This window comes from Kitasatospora sp. NPDC094016, assembly GCF_040304045.1.
Lineage (GTDB): Bacteria > Actinomycetota > Actinomycetes > Streptomycetales > Streptomycetaceae > Kitasatospora.
This window is the reverse complement of sequence record NZ_JBEOUK010000015.1, coordinates 73611-96926: the sequence shown is the minus strand read 5'-3', so window position 1 is coordinate 96926 and position 23316 is coordinate 73611. Positions and strand designations below refer to the sequence as shown.

The following is a 23316-nucleotide window of genomic DNA, read 5'->3' as shown; positions in this document are numbered from 1 at the left end:
TCACCTTCCCTGGCTTCCGGCCGGGAAGAAGCCCCCGACCTGGGTCTTCGGGTAGAGCAGGGTGTGCGCGCCGATCAGGGTGGCGGGCTGGAGCACGGTTCCGGCGGGAACGATCACGCCGTCGCCGACCACCGCGCCGAACTTCGTCTGGCCGGTGGCGATGCGCCGGCCGTCGAGGTGGGCGCAGACCTCTTCGGTGGCCGGTTCGGTGACCGGTCCGGAGGTGACCCGCAGGCCGGTGGTGGAGACGAACGCGCCGATGTTGACGCCGAGGCCGAGCACGGAGTCCCCGACGAAGCTGGTGTGCTTCATGAAGACACCGCCGACGAGGAGGGAGCGGGTGACCTCCGCGCCGAAGCCGATCCGGCAGCCGGGGCCGACGACGGTGTTGTCGCGCACCCGGGCCCCTGCCTCGATCACCGCGCCGGGGCAGACCAGCACCGGACCGGTGACGAACGCGCCTTCGGCGATGACGGCCCCGGGCGCCACGATCACGTGGCCCCGGACGGTGGCGCCGGGCTCGATGATCCCGGTCGCCTCCGGCAGCGGGATGTCCAGGTGGTCGGCCAGCAGGTCGGTGATGGCCTTCTTGAGGCCGAAGACGGTCGGGCAGCAGTTCAGCAGCTCCAGCACGACCGGATCGGTGACGTGTTCGGTGTCGAAGTAGTACTCAGGGGTGGTGCGGTAGTCGATGCGCTCCAGCTCGGTGTGCAGTGCGGGCGCGTCGGTCAGCCGGTGCATGGCTGGATCTCCTCTCGGGCAAGCGAGTGGAAGAAGGGGCCGTCGCGACGGCCCCGGGGCCTCAGGAGGCAGACAGGTCAAGCACGGCCGCCGCCATCCGGGGGCTGGCCTCGGCCGGGTGGTTGTGGACAGCCAGGGCGAGCACGGGTAGGTGCAGGGCGGCCCAGGAGGCGGTGAGGAAGGTGCCGGGCCGGTCGCGGTCCGCCGGGGCGGCGTGCCGCTGGCCAGCGGGCGGCAGGGAGGTGCTGGGCGTTGGCATGGGAGGGTCTTCGACAGCAGAGGGAGGGGTGGACGTTCCCCAGTGAACCGCCGGGCGAAAGGCCGGATCCGTAGCCGGACTACGGGCCGTAGTCCGGCTACGGGTCAGATGATCTGAACGCCCGCTCGGACGGCGAAGTCCCGTACGCCGGGCAGCTTGCGGTCGTGCCGCAGCAGGGTGGTGGCGAGGTCGCGGACGGCACCGCGGCGGATTTCCTGCGGGGCCGCCTCCTCGGCGGCCAGCAGAGCCCGGTAGCACTGTTCGGGCTTGCCCCACTGGTCGAATGCGCGGGCCACGTCGATGAAGAAGCGGGCTTGCCGCTCGGCGGTCGGCAGAGCGGCGGGGTCGATCGTGGAGGCCAGCTCGATCGCCCGGCCGGCGTCGCCCAACTCGTAGTGCACCGACAACTCGTGCAGGGCGACGCCTTGGACGCCGTCCATCAGACCAGAGGCCCGGCTGGCAGCAGCGGCACTGTCAGCAGCCTCATGGATCAGCGAGTGCGAGTAGGCGCGGTCGCCGGTCTTCGCGGCGGTGTAGGCCGCGGTGGCGTACAGGTCGCCGCGGGCAGCCAGACGGGCGGACTCGGACACCGTGGTGTCGGCGAGGAGGTCTTCGGCGGCGACCACCACGATGTCGGTTGCTCGGGCGAGGCTGCCTTGGCGGCGCCAGGAGCTGGAGACCATCCGCTGGGACTCGGCGACGACCAGAGGGTCACCGCCCGCGCGGGCGGAGGTCAGCGCGCGGTCTGCGGTGATGGCGACCAGGTTGTTGTCGCCGGCCTTGATGCACAGTCGGACGGCGAGGTTGTAGAGCTGGGCGACGTTGCATGCGCGCTCCTCCGGCGTACCGGCCATCTGCGCGGCGGCGATCCGCACGGGCAGGGCCCCGGCGAGTGCGTCGTACTTGGCCGCCTTGAATTCCTGGCGCGATGTCAGGAGTGAGGCGGTGACTGACTCCTTGGTCGGCTCGCGCCGAGGAGCTGGAATCCGGCCCGGCCCGTAGAGCAGCAGGTCTTCCAGACCGGCCAAGGGCGAGCCTGTCTCGGCATGTGCGGCCTGCTGGCCGGCAACCGGGGCGAACAGGGCGGCAGCCGCCAGGGTCAGGAACGGGCGGCGTCGCACATCGTCCTCCTCGGCAGCGGAAGTGCTCGTCAGCGTAGCGGAGGCGGACTTGCGGGGGCGGGACCTCGACCGATCCGCGGCTGGCTGCGGTAAGACCATCAGCTCGCTGAGCTCGCAACCCAGCACCGCCGCGAGGCGACGCAGCAGAGTCAGATCCTTTACCTGCTGCAGGTCGCGTTCCACCAGCGACATCCAGACCTCGCTGCGGTCGAGCTCGGCGGCGAGACGGAGCTGCGTCCACTCCATCTCGGCGCGGCGGAGTGCGATGAACTTGCCGAACGTGATGCCACTGCTCCCCACGCCGGCCCCCAGCATCGTGTTGAAACCATTACGGAGGGCTACCGTACCGATGATCGGGGGCGCGGTGTAGGGCTTTCGGGGCGACGCCGGCGTTCACCGCGCTGCCGTGCTGATGCTGCCGCCGGTGCATGTGTCTGGTGTAGCCCAGGAGCCCCTGAGGCCAGCCGGGTGGGCGGGTCTCAGGGGCTGGGTCACGACCAGGTGGTGCCGGCCAGGAGCCCGTCGAAGCCGAGCGCCTGCATTGCGGTGTCGCAGTCGTCCCACTCGTGTTCGGGGGCGGTGAAGTGGAGGTCGAAGTACGCGCGGGTGAGGTCGGCCTCGCGCCATTCGGCCGCGCAGAGGCAGCGGACGAAGACCTGGTGGCGGACGTTGAGGAGGAGCCAGAGGAGGACTTCGGCGGGGCGGTCGGTGGTGGTCAACTCCCCTTGCTGGGCGGCCTCGGCGATGGCGCGGTGGGGCGGCTGGCCAGCCGATTCGGCCTGGGCGAGTGCGGTGGCCAGGGCGCGCCAGGAGGGGGCGGCGAGGATGCGCTGAGCGTGCTCGGGGACGGTGGTCCGGACGTGGGTGGCGAGGCGGTCGGTGGCCTTGGGGGTGGGGGTGCGGCGGGTGAGGTCGGCGATGACGGGCTCGGCGGTCTGCCGGTAGGCGGTTCGCAGGTGGACGAGGCACTGCTGGGCGGCTGTGGCCTGCTTGCGGTGGCCGTGGGCTTCGCGCCAGCGGGCGATGGCGATCAGGACGAACACGGCGGTGGACAGGAGGGCGGCGGCGGTGGCGCCGTCCTCGCCGGAGTCGGCCGTGTTCAGGAGTTCCTGGGCGGCCGAGCGGAGGGCTGCGGCCTGATGGTGTTCGGCGCGAATGCGTCTTCCTGCTGTGGCCGACACCACGGCTGACGGCGGTATGGCCCTTCGCTCAGTAGCGGCCCCACGCTGAATCCTTGGAGGGCGAGCATTCTACCGATCGGATGATCTGTGATGAAGCTTCACTTCAAGGGGTCGGATGGTCTGAGGCGCTTCGACGGTTCGTCAACTACTGGACCGAATAGGACAGGTGACCTCCACGGCAACAGCGGCCGAGCGCGCCGAGGGGCTGTTCCGCATGCTCGACAATGACCATGACGGCTCCGTCGACAAAGCCGATTTCGATCTGCTGACGCTGTCCCTGGGTGCGGTGATCGGGGTCGCTCCCGGCAAGGACGGGTGGCAGCTGCTGACCAAGGGCACCGACAACCTGTGGCAGACACTGGTGGAGATCACCGGTACCGACAAGTCCGGCAAGGTCGCCAAGGGACGGGTCCAGAGCAACTGAGACCAGAACTGAGACCGCGGCACGAAGAAGGCCCCGACCGGAAACCCGGTCGGGGCCTTCAACTGCCTTGCCAGGCAAAGGCGGCGGATGCGAGATTCGAAGTCGCGAGGGGGCGAACCCGGCACGCTTTCCGAGCGTGCGCCGACGGGGCGTCGGTCAGGCGTGGGGGATGACGGCGACCGGGGACTGGGCGTGGTGCAGGGCGGCGTGGGCGACGCGGCCGAGGCGGGGGCCGAAGTCGAGGGAGCGGTGGCGGCGGCCGACGACGAGGAGGACGGCGCCGGCGGAGGCTTCGACCAGGCCGCGGGCGGAGCCGAGCCGGACGTCCTCGATCACCGCGGTGTCCGGGTGCCGCTCGCGCTGGCCGGCCAGGGCGAGGGTGAGCAGTTTGGCCTCCAGCGCCTCCAGTTGGGCGATCTCGGTGGGCGGCACGGCCCCGCCGGCGTAGCCGAAGACCGGCGGGAGGTCCCAGCCGTGCACGGCCCGCAGCCGGGCGCCGCGCAGGGCGGCCTCCTGGAAGGCGAAGGCGAGCACCTCCTCCTCAGGGGCGTGCGCGTCGACGCCGACCAGCACCTCGGGCACTCCGTCGCCGGCCCCCTCGGGCGCGCCCGGCTCGCGCACCACGACCACCGGCACCGTGCTGCGGGCGGCCGCGGCCATGCCGACCGAGCCGAGCAGCAGCCCGGTGAAGCCGCCGAGGCCGCGCGAGCCGAGCACCAGGAGGGCGGCGTCCGCGGCCGCGGCGACCAGGCCGTCCACCGGCGCGTCCAGGACGGCGTCGGTGTGCACCTCCAGGTCGGGGTGGCGCTCGCGGATCGCGTCGGCGGCCGAGGTCAGGACCCGCTGCGCGGCGGCCGGCAGGTCGTCGGGCTCGGCGAAGGTGGCCACGCCGTCGGTCAGCCACGGCCAGGCGTGCACCAGGCGCAGCGGGGCACCCCGGAGCACTGCCTCGTCGGCGGCCCAGAGGGCGGCGGTGGTGCTCTCCGGCGAGCCGTCGACCCCGGCCAGGACGGATGGCGTCATGAGGGTTCCTCCACTGTGTCGGCGCTTGGCGGGGCGGCGCGGGGACGGTGCGCGCACTGACGGCCCGTCCGCTCCTCCCCCACCCTGGCGGTCCGCCAGGGCCTCGCGACAGAGGCCGCAGGCCCCTCGGCGACGGGACGAAAGGCCCGCCCGTGGGAGCGTACGGCGCACCCCGGCGTGCGGGGTGCCGACACCCGGGCACTACCGTGAATCCGGCAATCGCCCTGATCGGGCGGCACCCGGCGCCCTCCGGCGGCGGGTGGAGGACGGGCCAGGGCGAGTACGAGGAGGACAGCGGTGGGCGGAGCGGACGGCAGCGCGGCGGTTGGCGGCGCGCGGATGCCCCGGCTGCGCCTGGACGAGCTGCTGGAGGAGCTCCAGTGGCGGATCGACGCGGCGCGCGGCACCCAGAACCGGGTGCACAGCCTGCTGGAGGCGGTGCTCGCGGTCGGCCGGGAGCTGGATCTCGGCCAGGCGCTGCACCGGATCGTCGAGGCCGCCGCCGACCTGGTGGACGCCCGTTACGCCGCGCTCGGGGTGATCGGCCCGGACGGGCACTCGCTGTCGCAGTTCCTGACGGTGGGGCTGTCCGAGGAGGAGATCGCCGAGATCGGCCCGCCGCCGTCCGGCCGGGGCATCCTCGGCGAGCTGATCCGCGACCCGCAGCCGCTGCGCTGCCCGGTGCTGTCCGAGCACCCGGCCTCGGCGGGCTTCCCGCCGAACCATCCGCCGATGCACACCTTCCTCGGGGTGCCGGTGCGGGTGCACGGCGAGGTGTTCGGGAACCTGTACCTCACCGACAAGCGCGGCGGGCTGGACTTCGACACGGATGACGAGGCGGTGATCTCCACCCTGGCGGTCGCGGCCGGGGTGGCGATCGACAACGCCCGGCTGTACGAGGAGGCGCAGCTGCGCCAGCGCTGGCTGCGGGCCAGCGCGGAGATCAGCCGCAGCCTGCTGTCGGGCGCGCCCCGGCTGGAGGTGGTGGAGCTGATCGCCCGCCGGGCCGGGGAGATCGCCGGCGCCGAGCTGGCCGACGTCTCGGTGGCGCTGGACGGTCCGCAGGAGCGGGCGGAGGAGCTGACGGTGGAGGTCGCGCTGGGCGGGGCGCCGGCCGCGCGGCTGGGGGTGACGGTGCCGGTGGACGGCACGCTGTCGGGCGCCGCGTACGCCTCCGGTTCGCCGGTGACCAGCGACGACCTGGCCTGCGACGCCCGCTACCCGGCGGGCCCGGCGGGGCGCTTCGACGGGCTGGGCCCGGCGGTCGCGGTGCCGCTGGGCACCGGGGCGGGGTACGGGCGGGGCGTGCTGCTGCTGGCCCGCGCGGCCGGGCAGCCGGCCTTCGGGCCGGACGAGACCGGGCCGCTGCTGGGCTTCGCGGACCAGGCGGCGCTGGCCCTGGAGCTGGCCGAGCGGCGGCGCGACGCCGAGCAGCTGACGCTGCTGGAGGACCGGGACCGGATCGCCCGGGACCTGCACGACCTGGCGATCCAGCGGCTGTTCGCGACCGGGATGACGCTGCAGAGCGCGGGCCGGCTGATCGACAGCCCGGCCGCCGCCGACCGGGTCGCCCGCGCGGTGGCGGACCTGGACGAGACCATCAAGATCATCCGGTCGACGATCTTCGGGCTGCGCGCCCACAGCGAGCCCGACCGGGGCCTGCGCGCCCGCGCCACCCGCGTCGTCGCCGAGGCGCAGGGGACGCTCGGCTTCGCGCCCCGGCTGAGCATGGAAGGCCTGCTGGACACCGACGTGCCGCAGGAGCTGGCCGACCACGTGGTGGCCGTCCTCGGCGAGGCGCTCAGCAACGCCGCCCGGCACGCGCGGGCGGGCCGGGTGGAGGTGACGCTGCGGGCGCTCGCCGGGCGGGTGGCCCTGGTGGTGGCCGACGACGGGGTGGGCGTACCCGAGGGCGGCCGGCGCAGCGGGCTGCGCAACCTCGCCGAGCGGGCCGAGCGGGTGGGCGGCACCTTCACGATCGGGCCCGCCGAGGGCGGCGGCGCCCGGCTCTCCTGGGAGGCCCCGCTCGGCTCCTGACGTGCGGTCAGCGGGCCTTCGCTCACGCCGCTCCGCGCCCTCGCGCACGCCGTCCCTACTCGAACGACCGAACGCCCTCGGGCGGGTTCACACGTCGGGCACGCCCCCCTCGAAGAACGCTCTCAACATCCATTGTCGCCACGCATGTTCGACGGTAGAGTCGCCGTTCGCCGAGCACGGATGAGCATTCGACAGCATCATTTGGGGCGGCCATGTCAATTAATCAGGACACCCTTAATCAGGACACCCTCCGGGTCGTTCCCGACCTGATCCACACGTTCACGGAAATGGCGCGCCGCAATCCCCGGCACCCCGCGATCGTCCAGCGGGGGCGCACCCTCGACTACGGCCGGCTCGCAGAGCTGGCGAACACCCTGGCCAGGCGCCTGGGACCGGACCCCGGCACGGTCTCCGTGCCGGCCGTCCACACGGCCGAAACGGTGGTCGCGCTTCTCGGCGTGCTGACCGCCGGAGGCACGTACTGCCCGATCGATCCGGCATTCCCCGAGGCCCGTCGACACGCCATGGCGACGGCCGCGAACTGCCGCACGGCGATACTCGGCGAAGCCGTCGCGGACCACCGACTCGACGCTCGATTAGTGGAGTTACCGACCCTCCCGGAATTCCCCGGAGAACCGCCCGGAACCCTTCCGGCGGACCACGCCGCAAGCGGCCCGGAACATCCGGCCTACATTCTCTTCACGTCGGGTTCGACCGGGCAGCCGAAACCCGTCGCCACTCCCCGCCGGGCCGTCGCGGCCACGGCCCACGCACTGCGCGACCTCTTCCACCTCACCCCCCAGGACCGGGTGCTCCAGTTCGCCTCGCTCAACTGGGACACCTGCTTCGAGGAGATCCTCCCCGCACTCACCGCGGGCGCCACCCTCGTCCTCGACCCCGACGCGCACTGCGGGTCGTTCCCGCGCTTCCTGCGGATGGTCGAGCGCGAGCGGATCACCGTCCTGGACCTGCCGACCGCCTTCTGGCACGAACTCGTCCACCACCTGGTCGACGATCGGGCCGAACTTCCGCCCTGCGTCAGGCTCCTGGTGATCGGCGGGGAGGCCGTCCAGCCGGCCCGGCTGGACGACTGGGCCCGACTGGACACCGGGCGGATCCGGCTGCTGAACACCTACGGCTGCACCGAGACCACCCAGATCACCCACGCCGTCGACCTGTCCGGACCGCTCGCCCGCGAACCGGTCGGGCCCGGCGCCCACCACGCGCCGGCCGCCCGCGCACCGATCGGCCACGCCCTGCCGCACGTCGTCGAACGCCTCGGCGAGCAGGGCGAGTTGCTGATCGGCGGGCCGGGCCTCGCACTCGGCTACCCCGGCCTGCCCGAGGCCACGGCGGCCCGGTTCACCACCGTCGACGGCGAGCGGTACTTCCGCACCGGCGACCGGGTGAGCCGCGGCCCGGACGGCCTGCTCACCCACCAGGGCCGCCTGGACGGCGAACTGAAGGTACGCGGGGTCCGGGTGGACCCGGCGGAGGTCGAGGCGCACCTCACCGGCCACCCCGAGGTGACCGCGGCCGCCGTCACCGGCGCCGCCCTGGCCGGCCGCACCACGCTGCTCGCGTACGTCGTGGCGCGGCGGCACACCTGCCCGCCGGACCTGGCCGGCGACCTGCTCTCCTACCTGCGGGCCCGGGTGCCCGGCCACCTCGTGCCCGGGCGGATCACCGTCGTCCCCCGGCTCGTGCACACCCCCAGCGGCAAGGTCGACCGGGCCGGCTGCCACCTGCGCTACGGCGCCCACGACAGGTCGAAGGAGACCTCCGTTGAGCACTGACCTCACCACCCCCGCCACCCCGCAGGACCTGGTGGACGTCTTCCGGCGCGTGCTGGAACGCGACGACGTGGCGCCCGACTCCGACTTCTTCGACCTCGGCGGCGACTCGCTGATCGCCACCCGGGTGCTGAGCGCCGTCGCGCGCGGCTACGCCGTCGAGCTCACCTTCGACGAGTTCCTGCTCGCGCCCACCCCCACCGCGCTCGCGCGCAGAATCACGGCCGGGAGATGAACGACCGCCCGTCCAACGACCGCCCGTCCAACGAGCACCCGTTCGACGCACATCGGCCAGGAGGAACCGCCGTCGTGGTCGGCGCCGGACTGGCCGGGCTCACCGCCGCCACCGGGCTGGCGGCGCACGGCTTCGACGTGACCGTCCTGGAGGCCCGGGACCGGGTCGGCGGACGCACCCACGGCATCGAGGCCGCCCCCGGCGCCCTGATCGACGCCGGAGCCGCCTACCTGGGCGACCGGCACACAGAACTCCTCGCCATGATGGACGAGTTAGGGCTCAAGACCACCCCCACCACGATGTCCGGCGCCAGCCGCTTCGCCCTCCACACCGGCAGCGACACCGACGCCGGACCCGGCACCGACGCCACGACCCGCGACGGCCGGTTCCCGCCGCTCGACGGCGTCGCGCTCGGCGACCTGTTCGACCGGCTGGCCGAACTCACCGCCGCCGTACGGCCGGAGGCGCCCTGGCTCACCCCGGACGCCGAACGCCTGGACGCCCTGACCGCCGCCGAGTGGGCCGAGCAGCACCTCACCCACCCCGACGCCCGGCTGTTCTTCCCGCTGTTCCTGGGCGAGATGACGGCCGCCGACCCGGCCGACATCTCCGTCCTCCACCTCGCCTTCTACCTGCGCTCCGGCGGCGGCCTGCGCTACCTCAACGCCTTCGCCGGCGGCGCCCAGCAGGACCGGATCTCCGGCGGCGCCCACCAGGTGTGCGAGCGGCTGGCCGAGCGCCTGGGCCACCGGGTACGGCTGGGCGAGCCGGTCCGGGCCGTCCACCAGGACGCCGACGCCGTCACCGTGCACACCGACCGCGGCGAGCACCGCGCGGACGTCGCCGTCATGGCGCTGCCGCCGCTGCTCGCCGACGCGATCGACCACCGGCCCGGCCTGCCGGTGCGCCGGGCCGGCGAGCGCACCGCGCGCGGCTGCGCGGTCAAGGTCCACCTGGTCTACCCGGCACCGCTGTGGCGCGACCACGGCCTGTCCGGCTGGTCGGTCAACGCCCGGGGGCCGCTGCTCTCCACCGTGGACGACTCCCCCGCCGAGGCCGGCATCGGCGTCCTGACCGGCTTCGTCACCGGCGCCGAGGCGCACCGCTTCGCCGCCCTCACCCCGCGGCAGCAACGCGCGGCGGCGATCGGGCAGGCCGCGCAGCTCTTCCCGATGCTCCCCGAGCCGACCGCCTGCCACGTCACCGACTGGCTCAACGACCCGTACAGCCAGGGCTGTTACGCCGCCCTGCTGGGGCCCGGCGACTGGCCGCGGCTCGGCCCGGCGCTGACCGCGCCGCACCACCGGGTGCACTGGGCCGGCACCGAGACCAGCACCGCGTACTTCGGGCTGATGGAGGGCGCGATCCGCTCCGGCCACCGGGTCGTCGCCGACATCCTCGCCCGCGCCTGACGCCCGCGCCCCGAACCCACGCCTGACGCCCCACCCCTGCCCTTCCCCGGCCTTTCCCCCTCCCCGGCGCCGGTTCCACGAGAACCCGCGCCCGCCCCCCTTCGGGAGACCCCCATGAGCGACCGCAGTTCCATCGCGCCCCTCGCCGCCAGACAGCGGCTGATGACCGAACCCGCCCTGGGCGCGGGCAACTTCCTCGACCACGCCCTCGCGGCCAACCCGCACCGCGCCGTCCCGTCCGTCTTCACCCACCGCACCGACCACCGCGGCGAGGTCGTGCTGCGCGGCCACAGCCTGCTCGACCTGGCCGCGCTGCGCGACCGCTACGCCGCCTGGTACCACGCCAACGGGGTGCGCCCCGGCGAGCCGGTGGGCGTCGTGGTCGGCGAGGGCCTGGAACCGCTGCTGCACTTCCTCGCGCTGACCTCCCTGGGCGCCGTCCCCGCGCTGGTCAACGACGCGATGCGGCACGACGTGCTGGTCCGCTACCTGGACCACGTCGGCGTGGTCGGCGTGGTCGCCGACGACCCCACCCGGCTCGCTGCCGCCTACCGCGAGGACCCGGGCCGCCGCCCGCGCTTCCTCGCCCTGGCCGCCGAGGTGCAGGCCTTCGACGCCGACGCCGTCGAGCTGCCCGCCGACCACCCGTACCGGCACGCCCCGGACGACGTGGTGGCGCTGATCCACTCCTCCGGCACCACCGGCACCCCCAAGTCGACGATGCTGGCGCACCGCCAGTTCTGGGACGGCAAGCAGCCGCGGATGGAGCGCTTCCCCGCCGAGCCGTACGACCGGCTGATGTCGCTGATGCCGCACACCCACGCCGGCGGGCTCAGCTACTTCCTCACCGCGACCCTGCTCGGCCTGCCCACCGTGGTGATGTCCGACTGGCGGCGCGCCGTCGTCGAGCCGGTGATGGAGGCCTTCCAGCCGACCATGGTCGCCTCCTTCCCCCGGACCTTCGTCGAGCTGGCCACCGGCGAACTCCCGGTCCGCGGCGCGGCCCGGGTGCACTCCTGGTTCAACACCGGCGACAGCGCGCACCACGGGCACATCCGCCGCCTGGTGACGCTCGGCGAGCGGCCGGCCGGGCTGATCCGCCCCTGGCTGCTGCCGCAGGACCGGGCCGACCGACCCGCGCTGCCCGGTTCACAGTTCGTCGACGGCCTGGGCTCCTCCGAGATGGGAATGGCGCTCTTCGGCCAGGTGACCACCCCGGAGAGCGCCCGCGACGACCGCTGCGTCGGCAGGCCGCTGGAGGTGGTCCTGAAGGCCGCCGTGCTCGACCAGGACGGCACCGAACTCCCGGACGGCACAGTCGGGTTGCTCGGCGTGGTCAGCCCCTCCCGGACCCCGGGCTACTGGCACGACCGGCGGCTGACCGAGAGCTTCGAGCTGGCCGGCTACTGGCTCACCGGCGACGTCGCCCGCCGCTCGCCCGACGGCCGCTTCTACCACCTCGACCGCACGGTGGACGTCATCGACACCGCCGACGGCCCGGTCTACAGCCTGCCGATCGAGGAGGTGCTGCTCGCCGACTGCGCCGACCTGGTGCAGGACTGCTCGGTGGTCGGCGTGCCCGGGGCGCCCGGCGAGGGCCAACGCCCGGTCGCCGTCGTCCGGTTGCAGGCAGGTGCCGGAGGGGACGCCGGGGCCGGCGCCGAGGAGGTGCGGGACGCGGCGAACAAGGCGCTGGCCGCGGCCGGGCTGGCCGCGCTCGCCGCCGTCCGGATCGCCCGCACGCCGCAGGACTTTCCGCTCGGGCCGACCGGCAAGGTGCTCAAGCGCGAGCTGCGCACCCGCTTCGCCGGCCTCCTCGCCGACCCGCGGACCGAGTCCCGAACCGACACCCGGGCCGACACCCGGGCCGAGCTCCGAACCGGCCCACGAACCGGCCTCCCCACCGCCCCCTCCGCCGGCCAGTAGCCGGCCATGGACCACCCCGTGATCCGCCAGCCGTACACGTACGCGCGAACGGCGCTGGTCGAGCCGGACTGGCGCCGGCTGCCGGGCTGGCGCCACGTCACCGAGGCGCAGTGGCGCGACGCCCAGTGGCAGCGGGCCCACTCGGTGAAGACCTCGCGGCAGCTGCGGGCCGTCGTCGGCGACCGGCTCTGCGACCACTTCTACCGCGAACTCGCCGCCGACCAGGCCGGGTTCGCCACCATGCCGATGCTGCTGCCGCCGCAGCTGCTGAACACCATGGCCCCGGACGCCCCGGCCGACCCGCAGGCCTTCACCGAGGCGTTCCTGGCCGACCCGGTGCGCCGCTACATGCTGCCGGTGCGCACCGACCGGCACCCGCACTGGCCCAGCCACCCCCGGGCCGAACGGGACTCGCTGCACGAGGCGGACATGTGGGCCGTCGAGGGCCTGACGCACCGCTACCCCACCAAGGTGCTGGCCGAGTTGACCGCCACCTGCCCGCAGTACTGCGGGCAGTGCACCCGGATGGACCTGGTCGGCACCTCGACGCCCCAGGTGGCCAAGACCCGGCTGCTGCTGCGCCCCGCCGACCGGCAGGAGCAGATGCTCGACTACCTCAAGCGCACCCCCGCCGTGCGCGACGTGGTGCTGTCCGGCGGCGACCTCGCCAACGTCCCCTGGCCCCGGCTGGAGTCCTTCCTGCTGCGGCTGCTGGACCTCGGCACCGTCCGGGACATCCGGCTGGCCAGCAAGGCCGTGGTCGGCCTGCCCCAGCACTGGCTGCAACCGCGGTTGCTGGACGGCCTGGCCCGGGTCGCCGAACTGGCCGCCCGCCGCGCGGTCAACCTGGCCGTGCACACCCACGCCAACCACGTGCGCTCGATCACCCCGCTGGTCGCCGAGGCGGCCCGGGCCCTGCTGGACGCGGGCGTACGGGACGTCCGCAACCAGGGCGTGCTGATGCGGGGCGTCAACGACACCCCCGAGGACCTGCTCGACCTCTGCTTCGCCCTCCAGGGCGAGGCGAACATCCTGCCGTACTACTTCTACCTCTGCGACGTGATCCCGGGCGCCGAGCACTGGCGGACGCCGCTGCACCAGGCGCAGCGCCTCCAGGAGGCGATCATGGGCTACCTGCCCGGCTACGCGACCCCGCGCCTGGTCTGCGACGTCCCGCACGTCGGCAAGCGCTGGGTGCACCAGGCGGTGGCCTACGACCGCGAACTCGGCATCTCGTACTGGACCAAGAACTACCGCACCGGCCTGGAGAGCGGCGGCGGCCGGGACGCCCCGCTCGACCGGCGCCACCCCTACTACGACCCGGTGGACACCCTCCCGGAGACCGGCCGCCGCTGGTGGTCCGAGCCGTCCACCGCAGGAGGAGCGCGATGAGCACCCCCGACCCGAGCCCCGACCCGAGCTCCACCCCGAGCTCCACCCCGAGCCCCGACCCGAGCCCCGACCCTCCCCGGGGCGGTGAACTGCGCCGCCTGTGCTGGATCTTCCCCGACCGGGAGTCCTCCCGGATGGCCGCGATGTGGCACGGCTTCTTCTGGGACCTCTACGCCGAGAGCGCCGCCGGCCTCGGCCTGCGTTGGACCAGGCACGCCCCGGAGGCCGTCACGGTGGACGCCACCGGGCCCGGTCGCCCCCGGGTCTACGTGGACGACGAGCCGGTCACCCCCGAGGACACCCTGTTCATCACCGCGCTCTACTCGCTGCCGTACCAGTCGATGGACGTCTTCAACCAGTACGCGCTGTACGCGGTGCTCGAACAGGCCGGGTTCTACCTGCCGTTCCCGCCGCAGGTCTCGCTGATCGGCAACGACAAGCTGGCCACCCTGCTGTTCCTGGGCGGCTCCCCGGTGCCGACCATCCCGACGGTGCGGATCGGCACCGGCCGGGACATCAGCAAGCACGGCTACGAGGTGGGCCTGCGGAACATGACCTACCCCGCGATCGTCAAACCCGCCGGCTGGTGCGGCGGCGGCGGGATCAACCTGGCCCGCGGCCCGGAGGACGTCCGGGGCCTGGCCAGCCTCGCCCAGGGCGGCGACACCACGCTGGTGGTCCAGCCCTACCTGGGCGACGGCACGATCGACTACCGGGTGTACGTCGTCGACGGCGAGCCGTACGCGGTGATGAAGCGGACCCCGGAGCCCGGCTCCCCGGTCGCCAACGCCAGCCGGGGCGGCGCCATGGAGTTCCCCCCGGTGCCGCCCGAACTCGCCGCCGCCACCGCCTGGTTCGCCGAGCGGCTGCCGATCCCGTTCTTCTGCGTCGACTTCCTGTACGACGGCGAGCGGTACTGGTTCTCCGAACTGGAACCGGACGGCGTGATCGCCCCCGACCTCACCGACCCGGACCGCACCCTCCAACGGGACGTCACCCGCGCCCGCTTCGCCGCCTACCGCGACGGCCACGCCCAGTGGCTCGCGGACGGCGCCCGCCCGCTCACCCTCGACCCCGCCCGAAGCCCCGCCCCCGCACCCACCTCCCACCGCGACCTCGACCTCGACCTCGACCCCCGGACGGACTCCCGATGACCGCCTCCTTCTCCCTGCCCCCCGAGGCCGCCGAGCCCCGCCTGCACGTGGCCCGGCGCACCCTGGAGCGGCTGCGCAGCGTCCCCGCCCTGGCCCCGCGCTACGCCAGCCACGTCAACGTCCACACCCTCGACCGGCTCGCCACGCTCCCGCCCCTGGCCAAGGACGACCTCAACGCCGCGCTCGCCCACCTGGAGCCCGCCGCCGACCAGGCCGCCACCTGGCTGTTCCAGAGCGGCGGCAGCACCGGCGCCCCCCAGGTCGGCTACGCCCCCACCGGCTTCTACATGGCCGGCGTGCATGCCCACTGGCAGCCGCTCGACCGGACGGACGTCTTCGTCAACGCCTGGGGCGCCGGCCGGATGTGGGGCGCGCACTTCCTCGCCGCCGCGCTCGCCGACCTCTCCGGCTGCCGGATCATCGCGCTCGGCTCGGTCGCCGCCGAGGAGTACGGCGACTGGCTGGCCTTCCTGGCCGCGCGCCGGGTGACAGCCATCGGCGGGACGCCCAGCGTGCTGCGGCTCTGGTTCGCGCACGCCCGCGCCGCCGGCATCCGACTCCCGTCCCTGCGCAAGGTGGTGTGGCTCGGCGAGGCCTGGCAGCCCCGACTCGACGAGGACCTCGCCGTGGTGGCGCCCGAGGCGCGGCGCTGGGGCATGTTCGGCAGCACCGAGACCTGGGTGGTGGCCACCAACACCCCCGACTGCCCGGCCGACACCTTCCACCCGCTGCCCGACCAGCTGGTCCACGCCGACGCCGGCGGCCTGCTCGACTTCACCACCCTCAACCCCGAGATGCTCAACCCGGTGCTGCGCTACCGCACCGGCGACGCGGGCGAGTTGACCGACTGCCCGTGCGGGCGCCCGGGCCCGGCGATGCGGGTGCTGGGCCGGCGCGACAGCGTCGTCCAGGTCCGCGGCCTCGGGCTGGACGTGGCCGAGCTGATCGCCCGGGCCGAGCGCGAACCGGGCGTGGCCCGCGCCCAGGTGGTGCTGACCGAACAGCGCGGCCGGGCCACCGGGGTGGAGGTCCTGCTGCTCACCGGCGGGACGGGCGCCGCGCCCGACGCCGAGCGGCTGCGCAAGGAGCTGTTCACCGCCACCTTCACGCTCAGCACCGCCTTCCAGCACGACCCGGAGTCCTTCCGGGTGCGGCCGGTCGAGGAGCTGATCAGCAACGGCCGCACCGGCAAGACCGCCGGGCTGGTCCTGCGGGAGGGTGCGTGAAGTCCGACCGGACGGGCGAGGGCACGACGTCCGACCCGGTGGAGGCCGGGGCGGCGACCGTCCGGCCGGCGCCGCTGGGCCGGGGCTTCGACCTGTTCTGGGCCGGGCAGACCGTCAGCCTGGTCGGCGACAAGGTCACCGTGTTCGTCGTCCCGACCCTGATGATCTTCGTCCTGCACGCCTCCGCCCTCCAGGTCGGCGTGGTGGCGATGGCCCAGTACCTCGGCATCCCGCTGCTCGGGCCGGTCGCCGGGGTGCTGGTCGACCGCTGGGACAAGCGCCGCACCATGCTCGGCTGCGACCTCGTCCGGCTGGCGGCGGTGGCGGCGATCCCGCTCGCGTACTGGCTCGACGTGCTGTCCACCCCGCTGCTGTTCGGCTGCGTGGCGGTGATCAGCGGCGCGACGATCTTCTTCAACGTCGGCTACCTGGTCGCCGTCCCCGCCGTGGTGCCCAAGGACGGCATGGTCCGCGCGTACTCCCGGCTGGAGGGCAGCGGCTCGGTCGCCGAGGTCGCCGGCCCCTCCATCGCCGCCGCCCTGTACAGCGCGCTCGGGGTGGCCGCCCTGCTGGTGGACGCGGCCAGCTACCTGGTCTCGGCCGTCTGCTTCCGGTACATGAGCCCGTGGGGCGAGCGGACGGTCGAACCCGGCTCGATCCGGGAGCGGCTGACCCTCGGCTTCCGGCTCAACTGGGCGGACCCGGTGCTGCGCCGGGTGGTGCTGGCGGCCGTCACGCTCAACTGCGGCGGGCCGGTCTTCGTCACCGTCCTGCCCGTCCTCGCCTACCGGGGCCTGGGCGTGACGGTCGGCGCCTTCGGCGCGGCCATGTCGGTGGCCGCGCTCGGCGCGCTGGTCGGCGCCCTGGTCGCCCCGCGGCTCAGCCGGCGGTTCGGCCTGGGCCGGACGATGGCCTGGTCGCTGCTGCTGCACTGCCTGGCCGGCCTCGGCCTGCTCGCCGCGCCCGCACTGCCGCCCGGGCCGGTGATCGCGGTGACCATGGGCTGCTACGGGTTCTTCATGTCCTGCATCAACGTGTGCAGCGCGCCCACCCGGCAGGCCCGGATGACCGCCCGCAACCAGGGCGTCATGCACGCCGCCTTCCGGACCGTCACCTGGGGCGTGATCCCGCTCGCCGCGCTGGTCGGCGGCCTGGCCGTCACCCTGCTCACCGGCCCGCTGGGCATCCTGGACGCGGCCCGGGCGGTGATGGCGGGCGGCACCCTGCTGGCCGCCTGCTCCTTCCTCCCCGCCCTCGGCCTCCAGCCGCTGCTGGACGCCGCCGGGCGCGAGGCCGCCGCCCCCGGGGAACTCGCGGAGAGCGCGTCGTGAGCGGCGGGAGCGGCGGGAGCGGCGGGAGCGGTGCGAAGGCCAGGAGCACCGACGGCAAGGTCCTGCTGATCACCGGGACGTCCTCCGGCATCGGCCTGGCCACCGCCGTCGCGGCGGCCCGGGCCGGATACCGCACGGTGGCCACCCTGCGCGAACCCGGCCGCGCCGGGGAGCTCCGGCGGGCCGCCGAGGCCGCCGGCGTCACCGTGGACGTCCGCCGCCTCGACGTCACCGACCCCGGCTCGATCGCCGCCTGCCTGGACGGCGTGGCCCGGACGTACGGGCGGCTGGACGCCGTGGTCAACAACGCGGGCGTCTCCAACTCCGACCCGACCCTGGAGATGTCCACCGACGCGGCGCTGCGGGCCAACCTGGAGGTCAACTTCTTCGGGGTGGCCGCGGTCAGCCGGGCCGCGCTGCCGCTGCTGCGGGCCGCCGCGGGCCGCCTGGTCGCCGTCGGCAGCGTGCACGGCGTGGTCGGCCAGCCGTTCAACGAGGCCTACTGCGCCGCCAAGTTCGCCGTCGAGGGGTTCCTGGAGGCGCTCGCCCCGGTCGCGGCGGCGCACGGCGTCCAGGTCTCGGTGGTCGTGCCCGGCTACGTCCCGGACACCCGGTTCGGGGTCTTCCCGGACATCGACCGCGGCACCATCCAGGCCGCCTCCGGCCCGTACGCGCCCACCTTCGCCGGTTACCTGGACTGGGTCGGCGGCCAGGGCTGGGAGTCGGCCGGCCAGCCCGCCCGGGAGGTCGCCGAGGTCGTCCTACGGACCCTGCTCGCCGACCGGCCGCCCTTCCGGGTCCCCGCCAACCGGTGGGCCGCCGACTACCTGGCCGCCAAACTCGCCGACCCGGACGGCTCCACCGTCCAGTCCCTCGCCCGGTCCTGGCTCGGACAGCCCGAAGCGCGCCTCGAAACACGAGCCGAAGCACCCCCCACAGCACCCTCCTCCTGAGCAAGGGACCCGACCACCATGCCCGCCAAGCCCCTGGCCGAGCTGATCGCCTTCGCCCGCGCCAACTCGCCGTTCTACGCCGAGCTGTACCGCGACCTGCCCCCCGCCGCCGAGCGCCTCGACCAGCTCCCCGTCATCGACCAGGCCGCCTTCTGGGCCGCCAACACCTGGCCCGACAACCGCGTCCTGACCGGCCCGCTCAGCGACGCCGGCATCTACAAGACCGGCGGCACCACCGGCGTCCCCAAGTTCTCGCCCTGGACCCGCACCGAGCACGCCGACTCGGTCACCGCCTTCGGCGCCGGACTCGTCCGGGCCGGCCTGCGGCCCGGGCACCGGGTCGCCAACCTGTTCACGGCCGGCGAACTCTACGGCGGTTTCCTCTACATCGAGGGCGCCCTGCACCACGCCCCCGTGGACAACGTCCGCCTGGGCGTCGGCGGCGCCGCCCCCGACCCGTACATCGCCGACCTCATCACCGGCTTCGGCGTCCACGTGCTGGCCGGCGAGCCGATGAAGCTCAGCGCCGTCGCCGAGTGCCTGGTCCAGCGCGGGGAGACGGCCGACGGGGTCGAACTGCTGCTGTTCGGCGGCGACCTGCTCTTCGCCGACCTGCGGCCGATCCTCTCCCGGGCCTTCCCCCACGCCGCCGTCGCCTCCGTCGGCTACGCCTCCAACGACGCCGGGCTGGTCGGCTCGCCCGTCCCCGGCGACGACGTCCGGGTGCACGAGGCCTTCGCGCACCGCACGGTGGTGGAGCTCGTCGACGACGTCACCGGCAGGACGATCACCACGCCCAGGACTCCCGGCCGGGTCGTCGTCACCAACCTGTTCCGCACCCTGATGCCGATCCTGCGCTACCCGACCGGCGACCGCGCCGAGTGGACCGACGCCCGCTGCCGCCGCTTCCGCCTGCTCGGCCGCTCCACCGAGGGCGCCCGGGTCGGCACCGTCGCCATGCCCACCGAGGAGATCCGGGCCGTCCTGCTCGCCGCCGACCCGGAGCGCCGCATCACCGGCATGCAGCTCGTGCAGCGCCGCTGGGCCGGGCGCGACGGCCTGATCCTGCGCCTCGGCTACACCGGGCAGCGGCCGGCCCCCGAGCTCGCCGACCGGCTCGTCGAGGCCGTGTACACGGCCCGGCCGCTCTACCCCGACGAAGTCGCGCTGGGCAGCATCCACGACCTCGCGGTCGAGTGGGTGCCGCGCTCCGAACTGGTCACCAACCCGCGCACCGGCAAGCTCCAGCAGGTGCTGGACGAGCGTCCGCGGTCCTGACCGGGCGGTGACGGCGGGGGCCGGGGCGGCGGTGACGGGGGCCGGGCAGCGGTAGGGGCCGGGTGCTCAGTCGGTCTGCGGTCGGCCCCCGATCACCACGCTCTGCCCGCGGAACTCGGCGACGACCTTCCCGTCCGCCCGCCGGACCGTCACGTCGTAGACCCCGCCGCGCCCGGCCCGCGACCGCTCCACCGCCTCCGCCACCAGTTCGTCCCCGACCGCCGCCGGGGCCAGGAAGACGACCTGCGCCGCCTGCGCAACCGTCACCGGGCCGTGGCTGTTGCAGGCGAACGCGAACGCGGCGTCGGCGAGCAGGAACAGGAAGCCGCCGTGCGCCGTCCCGTGGCCGTTCACCATCGTCGCGGCCACCGTCATCCGCGTCACCGCGCGACCGGCGGACACCTCGTCCAGCGCGATGCCCAGCATCCGGCAGGTCTCGTCCCGCGCGTAGAGTGCGGCGGTCCCGGGGTCGAGCATGGCGTCCTGTTCCCTCCGTCGACGGCGTCCGGGCCAGCGTAGAGCACGGCACCCGGCCGCCGTCCGGGGGAACTCGGCCGCGCCGCCCCGCCGTTCGGCCCGCCCCGCCGCCCGCCGCCCCTAGCCTGCTCAGGTTCCCCGAGCGCAAGGACGGCTGATGGCCCAGAAGTCACCCGCGACCGCCACCCCACCGGGCCCCGCCGAGATCCCGTCGGCGCAGCCGCCCAGCGGATCCGTGACGGCCCTGCGGATCGGGGCCGCCGTGGCCGGCGCGCTGCCCTCCGTGGTGCTGCGGCTGGCCGGGGTGCACCTGGCGCCCGTGCCCGGCATGGTGGTCTTCGGCCTCGGCGTCCTGGCGGCGGCGCTCCTGCTGATGTGGGCCGCGGAGACCGCCCGGGCCGACATCTCCGGCCCGCTCGCCCTGGCCCTGCTGGCGTTCATCGCCGTCCTGCCCGAGTACGCCGTCGACCTCTACTTCGCGTACGCGGCCGGCACCCGGCCTGAGTACGCCGCCTACGCGGCCGCCAACATGACCGGCGCCAACCGGCTGCTGGTCGGCGTCGGCTGGCCGCTGGTCGCCCTGGCCTCCTACTTCGCCGCCCGGCGGCGCGGCGCCGCCTCCGGGATCACCCTGCGGGAGCACCGCCGGATCGACACCGCCTTCCTCGGCGCCGCCGCCCTGGTGGCCTTCGTGATGCCGCTGACCCGGCAGATCTCCTGGGTGCTCGCGGTCGTCCTGATCGCCTGGTACGGCTACTACCTCTTCCGGGTCAGCCGCTGCGGCGAGGAGGACGAGGAGGAACTCATCGGCGTCCCGGCCCGGTTGGCCGCCCTCCCGCGGCAGCGCCGCCGGGCGACCACCGTCCTGGTGTTCGCGGTCGCGGCCGGGGTGATCTTCGCCTGCGCCGAGCCCTTCGCCACCTCGCTGGTCGACGCCGGCGCCTCGCTCGGCATCGACCGCTTCCTGCTGGTGCAGTGGCTGGCCCCGCTCGCCTCCGAGGCGCCCGAGCTGATCGTCGCGGTCGTCTTCGCCTGGCGGCTGCGCGGGGACGACGGCCTCGGCGCGCTGCTCTCCAGCAAGGTCAACCAGTGGACGCTGCTGATCGGCTGCCTCCCGTTCGCCTACCTGGCCGGCGGCGGCGCGGCCTCCCTCCCGCTGGTCGAACGCCAGGTGGACGAGGTGCTGCTGACCGCCGCGCAGACCGTCCTGGCCGTGGTGCTCCTGCTCGACCTGCGGTTCCTGCCCTGGAAGGCCGGGCTGCTGTTCGCCCTGTTCGCCGTCCAGTTCGCCCTCCCCGGCGAGTCCGCCCGGGTCGCCCTCAGCTGGGTCTACCTCGCCCTGGCCGTCCCGCTGCTCGCCGTGCGACTGCGCCAACTCCCGCCCACCGTACGCGCCTTGGCGGGCCGCATCGAGGGCGATCCACACTAGGCCCTGTCCGTGCGCGGTGGCAGGCGGCGGCCGACGACGAGTTCGGGGCGGATGCGGATCCGGACGGCCCCGGGGGTGCGGCCGGCGGCGGGGCCGACCTGGGCGCGGCCGAGGACGGTCACGTACCAGCCGGAGCCGTCCACGCCGTCCACCTCGTCGGCCTCGAAGGCGATCACGGCGTCGTCCACGGCCCGGGCGAGTTCGGAGCCGGCCGGGGCCGAGAGCAGCACTCCGCCGCCGTCCGAGAGGTCGAGCCGGAAGGACACCGGCAGCACCGCCGGGAGGGCGCGGATGGTATAGACCACCCGGCCGACCGCAGCCCTGGCCAGCAGTTCCAGCGCCCGCTCCCGGTCCAGTTCGAGCAGGTCGTGATCACCGTTCATGCCCTCGATGCTCGCCCCGGCGGTGGCGGCGCCGCGAGGGCCGATGGTCCCGCCGGGGGTCCCGGGCCCGGACGTCGCGTCAGCCCCGGAGGGAGCGCAGGTGCGCCGGCTGCGCGGCGGCGGCCTGGCGCAGTTCGGTGGAGATCAGCGCGGCCTGCACCCGCCGTTCCACACCCAGCTTGGCGAGCAGCCGCGACACGTGGTTCTTCACCGTCTTCTCGGCCAGGTAGAGCCGTTCGCCGATCTGCCGGTTGGTCAGGCCCTCCCCGATCAGCGCCAGCACCTCCTGCTCGCGCGCGGTCAGCGCGGGCCCGGTGGTGACGGGCTGCGCGGGCTCGGCGTCGCTGCGCAGGCGGTTGAGCAGCCGGGTGGCGGCGCCCGGGTCCAGCATCGAGCGGCCGGAGGCGACGGTCCGCACGGCGGCCACCAGGTCGGTGCCGCTGATCTGCTTGAGCACGTACCCGGCGGCGCCCGCCATGACGGCGTCCAGCAGCGCCTCCTCGTCGTCGAAGGAGGTCAGCATCAGGCAGGCCAGGCCGGGCATCCGGGAGCGCAGTTCACGGCAGACCGACACCCCGTCGCCGTCGCCCAGCCGGACGTCCAGCACCGCCACGTCGGGCCGCAGCGCGGGCACCCGGACGAGCGCCTGCTCGGCGGTGGCGGCCTCGCCGACCACCTCCAGATCGGGCTCGCCGTCCAGCAGGTCGTGCACTCCGCGGCGCACCACCTCGTGGTCGTCCAGCAGGAACACCCGCACCGGCGCCGGTGCCCCGGCGCCCGCCGTCTTGGTCGCCATCACGCGGCTCCACCTTCGTCACCCCCGCACACTCCCGGCAGGGCCCAGGGCATCATCGCCCACCGGCCGCCGCAGGGCCCAGGGCCCAACGACCCCATTCCGGGCGAGCGCGCGGGCGGCGCGGCCCCCGGAGGAGCCGCGCCGCCCGGGCTGGAGGGGCCGTCAGCGCCGCCGCGCGCTGCCGAGGCCCGCCAGCAGGAAGGCCAGCGCCACCCCGGCCCCGCTGACCGCCGCGAGCATCACCCGGGAGCCGACGGCGCCCTCGTCCGACAGCAGGATCGCCACCGCCCCCAGCGAGGCGACGGCGGCGCCGACGACCAGCCACCCCGCGAGGGTGACGGCGGCGGGGCGGCCGGAGCGCGGCGCCGGCCGGGCGCCCAGGGCCGCCCAGCGGGCGGCGGCCTCGTGCTGCTCCCCGCGCCGGTCCCACCGGGCGCGGACCCTCAGCGCCACGCCGCCGACCAGCCCGGCGAGGGCGATCTGCGCGGCGGGCCGCCAGTCGGGCACGGCGAGCAGCAGCCCGCCGGCCATGGCGAGGGCGGCCCACCACAGGACGCAGGCGGCCGCGGCCGTGCGGGTGGAGCGGGGCCGGTCGGCGCCGGCCTGGAGGTCGGCGATGGCGGGCAGGTACCAGACGCAGCCGCTCGCGGTGAGCGCGGCGGTGCCGATGGCGAGGACGGTGTGGGTCATGGGGCCGGCCTTCCAGGTCGCGAGGGGAGGGGGCCGTCCCCGCCCGTGACGGGGG

General features: G+C 74.6%; 22 protein-coding genes. 13 read left to right on the top strand and 9 right to left on the bottom strand.

Annotated features, from left to right (window positions below):
* The 4 genes from ABT015_RS16810 to ABT015_RS16795 form a co-directional block, all read right to left on the bottom strand.
* Complete coding sequence (locus ABT015_RS16810) at positions 1-741, bottom strand: LbetaH domain-containing protein (RefSeq protein WP_350879789.1); 741 nt, start codon at positions 739-741, stop codon at positions 1-3.
* Positions 742-802: 61 nt separating this feature from the next.
* Complete coding sequence (locus ABT015_RS16805) at positions 803-1000, bottom strand: hypothetical protein (RefSeq protein ID WP_350879788.1); 198 nt, start codon at positions 998-1000, stop codon at positions 803-805.
* A gap of 104 nt (positions 1001-1104) precedes the next feature.
* On the bottom strand, positions 1105-2436 hold the full coding sequence (locus tag ABT015_RS16800) for a helix-turn-helix domain-containing protein (RefSeq protein ID WP_350879787.1): 1332 nt from the start codon (positions 2434-2436) through the stop codon (positions 1105-1107).
* A gap of 176 nt (positions 2437-2612) precedes the next feature.
* The gene (locus ABT015_RS16795) at positions 2613-3305 is read right to left on the bottom strand and encodes a hypothetical protein (RefSeq protein WP_350879786.1); all 693 of its coding nucleotides are present in this window, start codon (positions 3303-3305) and stop codon (positions 2613-2615) included.
* Positions 3306-3468: 163 nt separating this feature from the next.
* Here ABT015_RS16795 and ABT015_RS16790 point away from each other — a divergent pair, with 163 nt between their 5' ends.
* Positions 3469-3726, top strand: a complete 258-nt coding sequence (locus tag ABT015_RS16790; protein WP_350879785.1) for an EF-hand domain-containing protein — start codon at positions 3469-3471, stop codon at positions 3724-3726.
* 156 nt (positions 3727-3882) lie between these two features.
* Here ABT015_RS16790 and ABT015_RS16785 read toward each other — a convergent pair whose 3' ends face one another.
* A complete protein-coding gene (locus ABT015_RS16785) occupies positions 3883-4749 on the bottom strand; it encodes a universal stress protein (RefSeq protein ID WP_350879784.1) in 867 nt (288 codons plus the stop codon).
* 339 nt (positions 4750-5088) lie between these two features.
* Between ABT015_RS16785 and ABT015_RS16780 the strand changes: the two genes are divergently transcribed.
* From ABT015_RS16780 to ABT015_RS16730, 11 genes are all read left to right on the top strand, one after another.
* A complete protein-coding gene (locus tag ABT015_RS16780) occupies positions 5089-6786 on the top strand; it encodes a sensor histidine kinase (protein ID WP_350879863.1) in 1698 nt (565 codons plus the stop codon).
* A 212-nt stretch (positions 6787-6998) separates the two neighbouring features.
* Positions 6999-8582 (top strand): AMP-binding protein, encoded by a 1584-nt coding sequence (locus ABT015_RS16775; protein WP_350879783.1) that lies wholly within the window; start codon positions 6999-7001, stop codon positions 8580-8582.
* Positions 8572-8814 carry an acyl carrier protein gene (locus ABT015_RS16770; RefSeq protein WP_350879782.1) on the top strand — a complete coding sequence of 81 codons (243 nt, stop codon included), beginning with the start codon at positions 8572-8574 and terminating at the stop codon, positions 8812-8814. Before ABT015_RS16775 ends, ABT015_RS16770 begins: the two co-directional genes overlap by 11 nt.
* Positions 8811-10226, top strand: a complete 1416-nt coding sequence (locus ABT015_RS16765) for a flavin monoamine oxidase family protein (RefSeq protein WP_350879781.1) — start codon at positions 8811-8813, stop codon at positions 10224-10226. The genes ABT015_RS16770 and ABT015_RS16765 overlap by 4 nt, the downstream gene beginning before the upstream one ends.
* 114 nt (positions 10227-10340) lie before the next feature.
* On the top strand, positions 10341-12152 hold the full coding sequence (locus tag ABT015_RS16760) for a class I adenylate-forming enzyme family protein (RefSeq protein WP_350879780.1): 1812 nt from the start codon (positions 10341-10343) through the stop codon (positions 12150-12152).
* A gap of 6 nt (positions 12153-12158) precedes the next feature.
* Positions 12159-13544, top strand: coding sequence for a KamA family radical SAM protein (locus ABT015_RS16755; RefSeq protein ID WP_350879779.1), 1386 nt, complete (start codon positions 12159-12161; stop codon positions 13542-13544).
* Positions 13541-14698, top strand: coding sequence for an ATP-grasp domain-containing protein (locus ABT015_RS16750; protein ID WP_350879778.1), 1158 nt, complete (start codon positions 13541-13543; stop codon positions 14696-14698). Before ABT015_RS16755 ends, ABT015_RS16750 begins: the two co-directional genes overlap by 4 nt.
* Positions 14695-15924, top strand: coding sequence for an AMP-binding protein (locus ABT015_RS16745; RefSeq protein ID WP_350879777.1), 1230 nt, complete (start codon positions 14695-14697; stop codon positions 15922-15924). Before ABT015_RS16750 ends, ABT015_RS16745 begins: the two co-directional genes overlap by 4 nt.
* A complete protein-coding gene (locus ABT015_RS16740) occupies positions 15921-17255 on the top strand; it encodes an MFS transporter (RefSeq protein ID WP_350879776.1) in 1335 nt (444 codons plus the stop codon). Before ABT015_RS16745 ends, ABT015_RS16740 begins: the two co-directional genes overlap by 4 nt.
* Entirely contained in the window at positions 17252-18208 is a 957-nt protein-coding gene (locus ABT015_RS16735) for an SDR family NAD(P)-dependent oxidoreductase (protein ID WP_350879775.1), read from the top strand. The genes ABT015_RS16740 and ABT015_RS16735 overlap by 4 nt, the downstream gene beginning before the upstream one ends.
* Before the next feature lie 18 nt (positions 18209-18226).
* A complete protein-coding gene (locus ABT015_RS16730; RefSeq protein ID WP_350879774.1) occupies positions 18227-19486 on the top strand; it encodes a phenylacetate--CoA ligase family protein in 1260 nt (419 codons plus the stop codon).
* Between the two features lie 66 nt (positions 19487-19552).
* Here ABT015_RS16730 and paaI read toward each other — a convergent pair whose 3' ends face one another.
* Positions 19553-19963 (bottom strand): hydroxyphenylacetyl-CoA thioesterase PaaI, encoded by a 411-nt coding sequence (paaI, locus tag ABT015_RS16725; RefSeq protein ID WP_350879773.1) that lies wholly within the window; start codon positions 19961-19963, stop codon positions 19553-19555.
* 157 nt (positions 19964-20120) lie between these two features.
* On the opposite strand from paaI, the gene ABT015_RS16720 reads away from it, so the two are divergent.
* Complete coding sequence (locus ABT015_RS16720) at positions 20121-21392, top strand: calcium:cation antiporter family protein (RefSeq protein ID WP_350879772.1); 1272 nt, start codon at positions 20121-20123, stop codon at positions 21390-21392.
* Here ABT015_RS16720 and ABT015_RS16715 read toward each other — a convergent pair.
* The 3 genes from ABT015_RS16715 to ABT015_RS16705 all read right to left on the bottom strand — a co-directional run bounded on the left by ABT015_RS16715 (position 21389) and on the right by ABT015_RS16705 (position 23261).
* Positions 21389-21775 carry a pyridoxamine 5'-phosphate oxidase family protein gene (locus tag ABT015_RS16715; protein WP_350879771.1) on the bottom strand — a complete coding sequence of 129 codons (387 nt, stop codon included), beginning with the start codon at positions 21773-21775 and terminating at the stop codon, positions 21389-21391. The genes ABT015_RS16720 and ABT015_RS16715 overlap by 4 nt on opposite strands.
* Before the next feature lie 79 nt (positions 21776-21854).
* Complete coding sequence (locus ABT015_RS16710; RefSeq protein WP_350879770.1) at positions 21855-22571, bottom strand: response regulator; 717 nt, start codon at positions 22569-22571, stop codon at positions 21855-21857.
* A gap of 162 nt (positions 22572-22733) precedes the next feature.
* Complete coding sequence (locus ABT015_RS16705; protein WP_350879769.1) at positions 22734-23261, bottom strand: hypothetical protein; 528 nt, start codon at positions 23259-23261, stop codon at positions 22734-22736.
* Positions 23262-23316 lie beyond the last annotated feature (55 nt).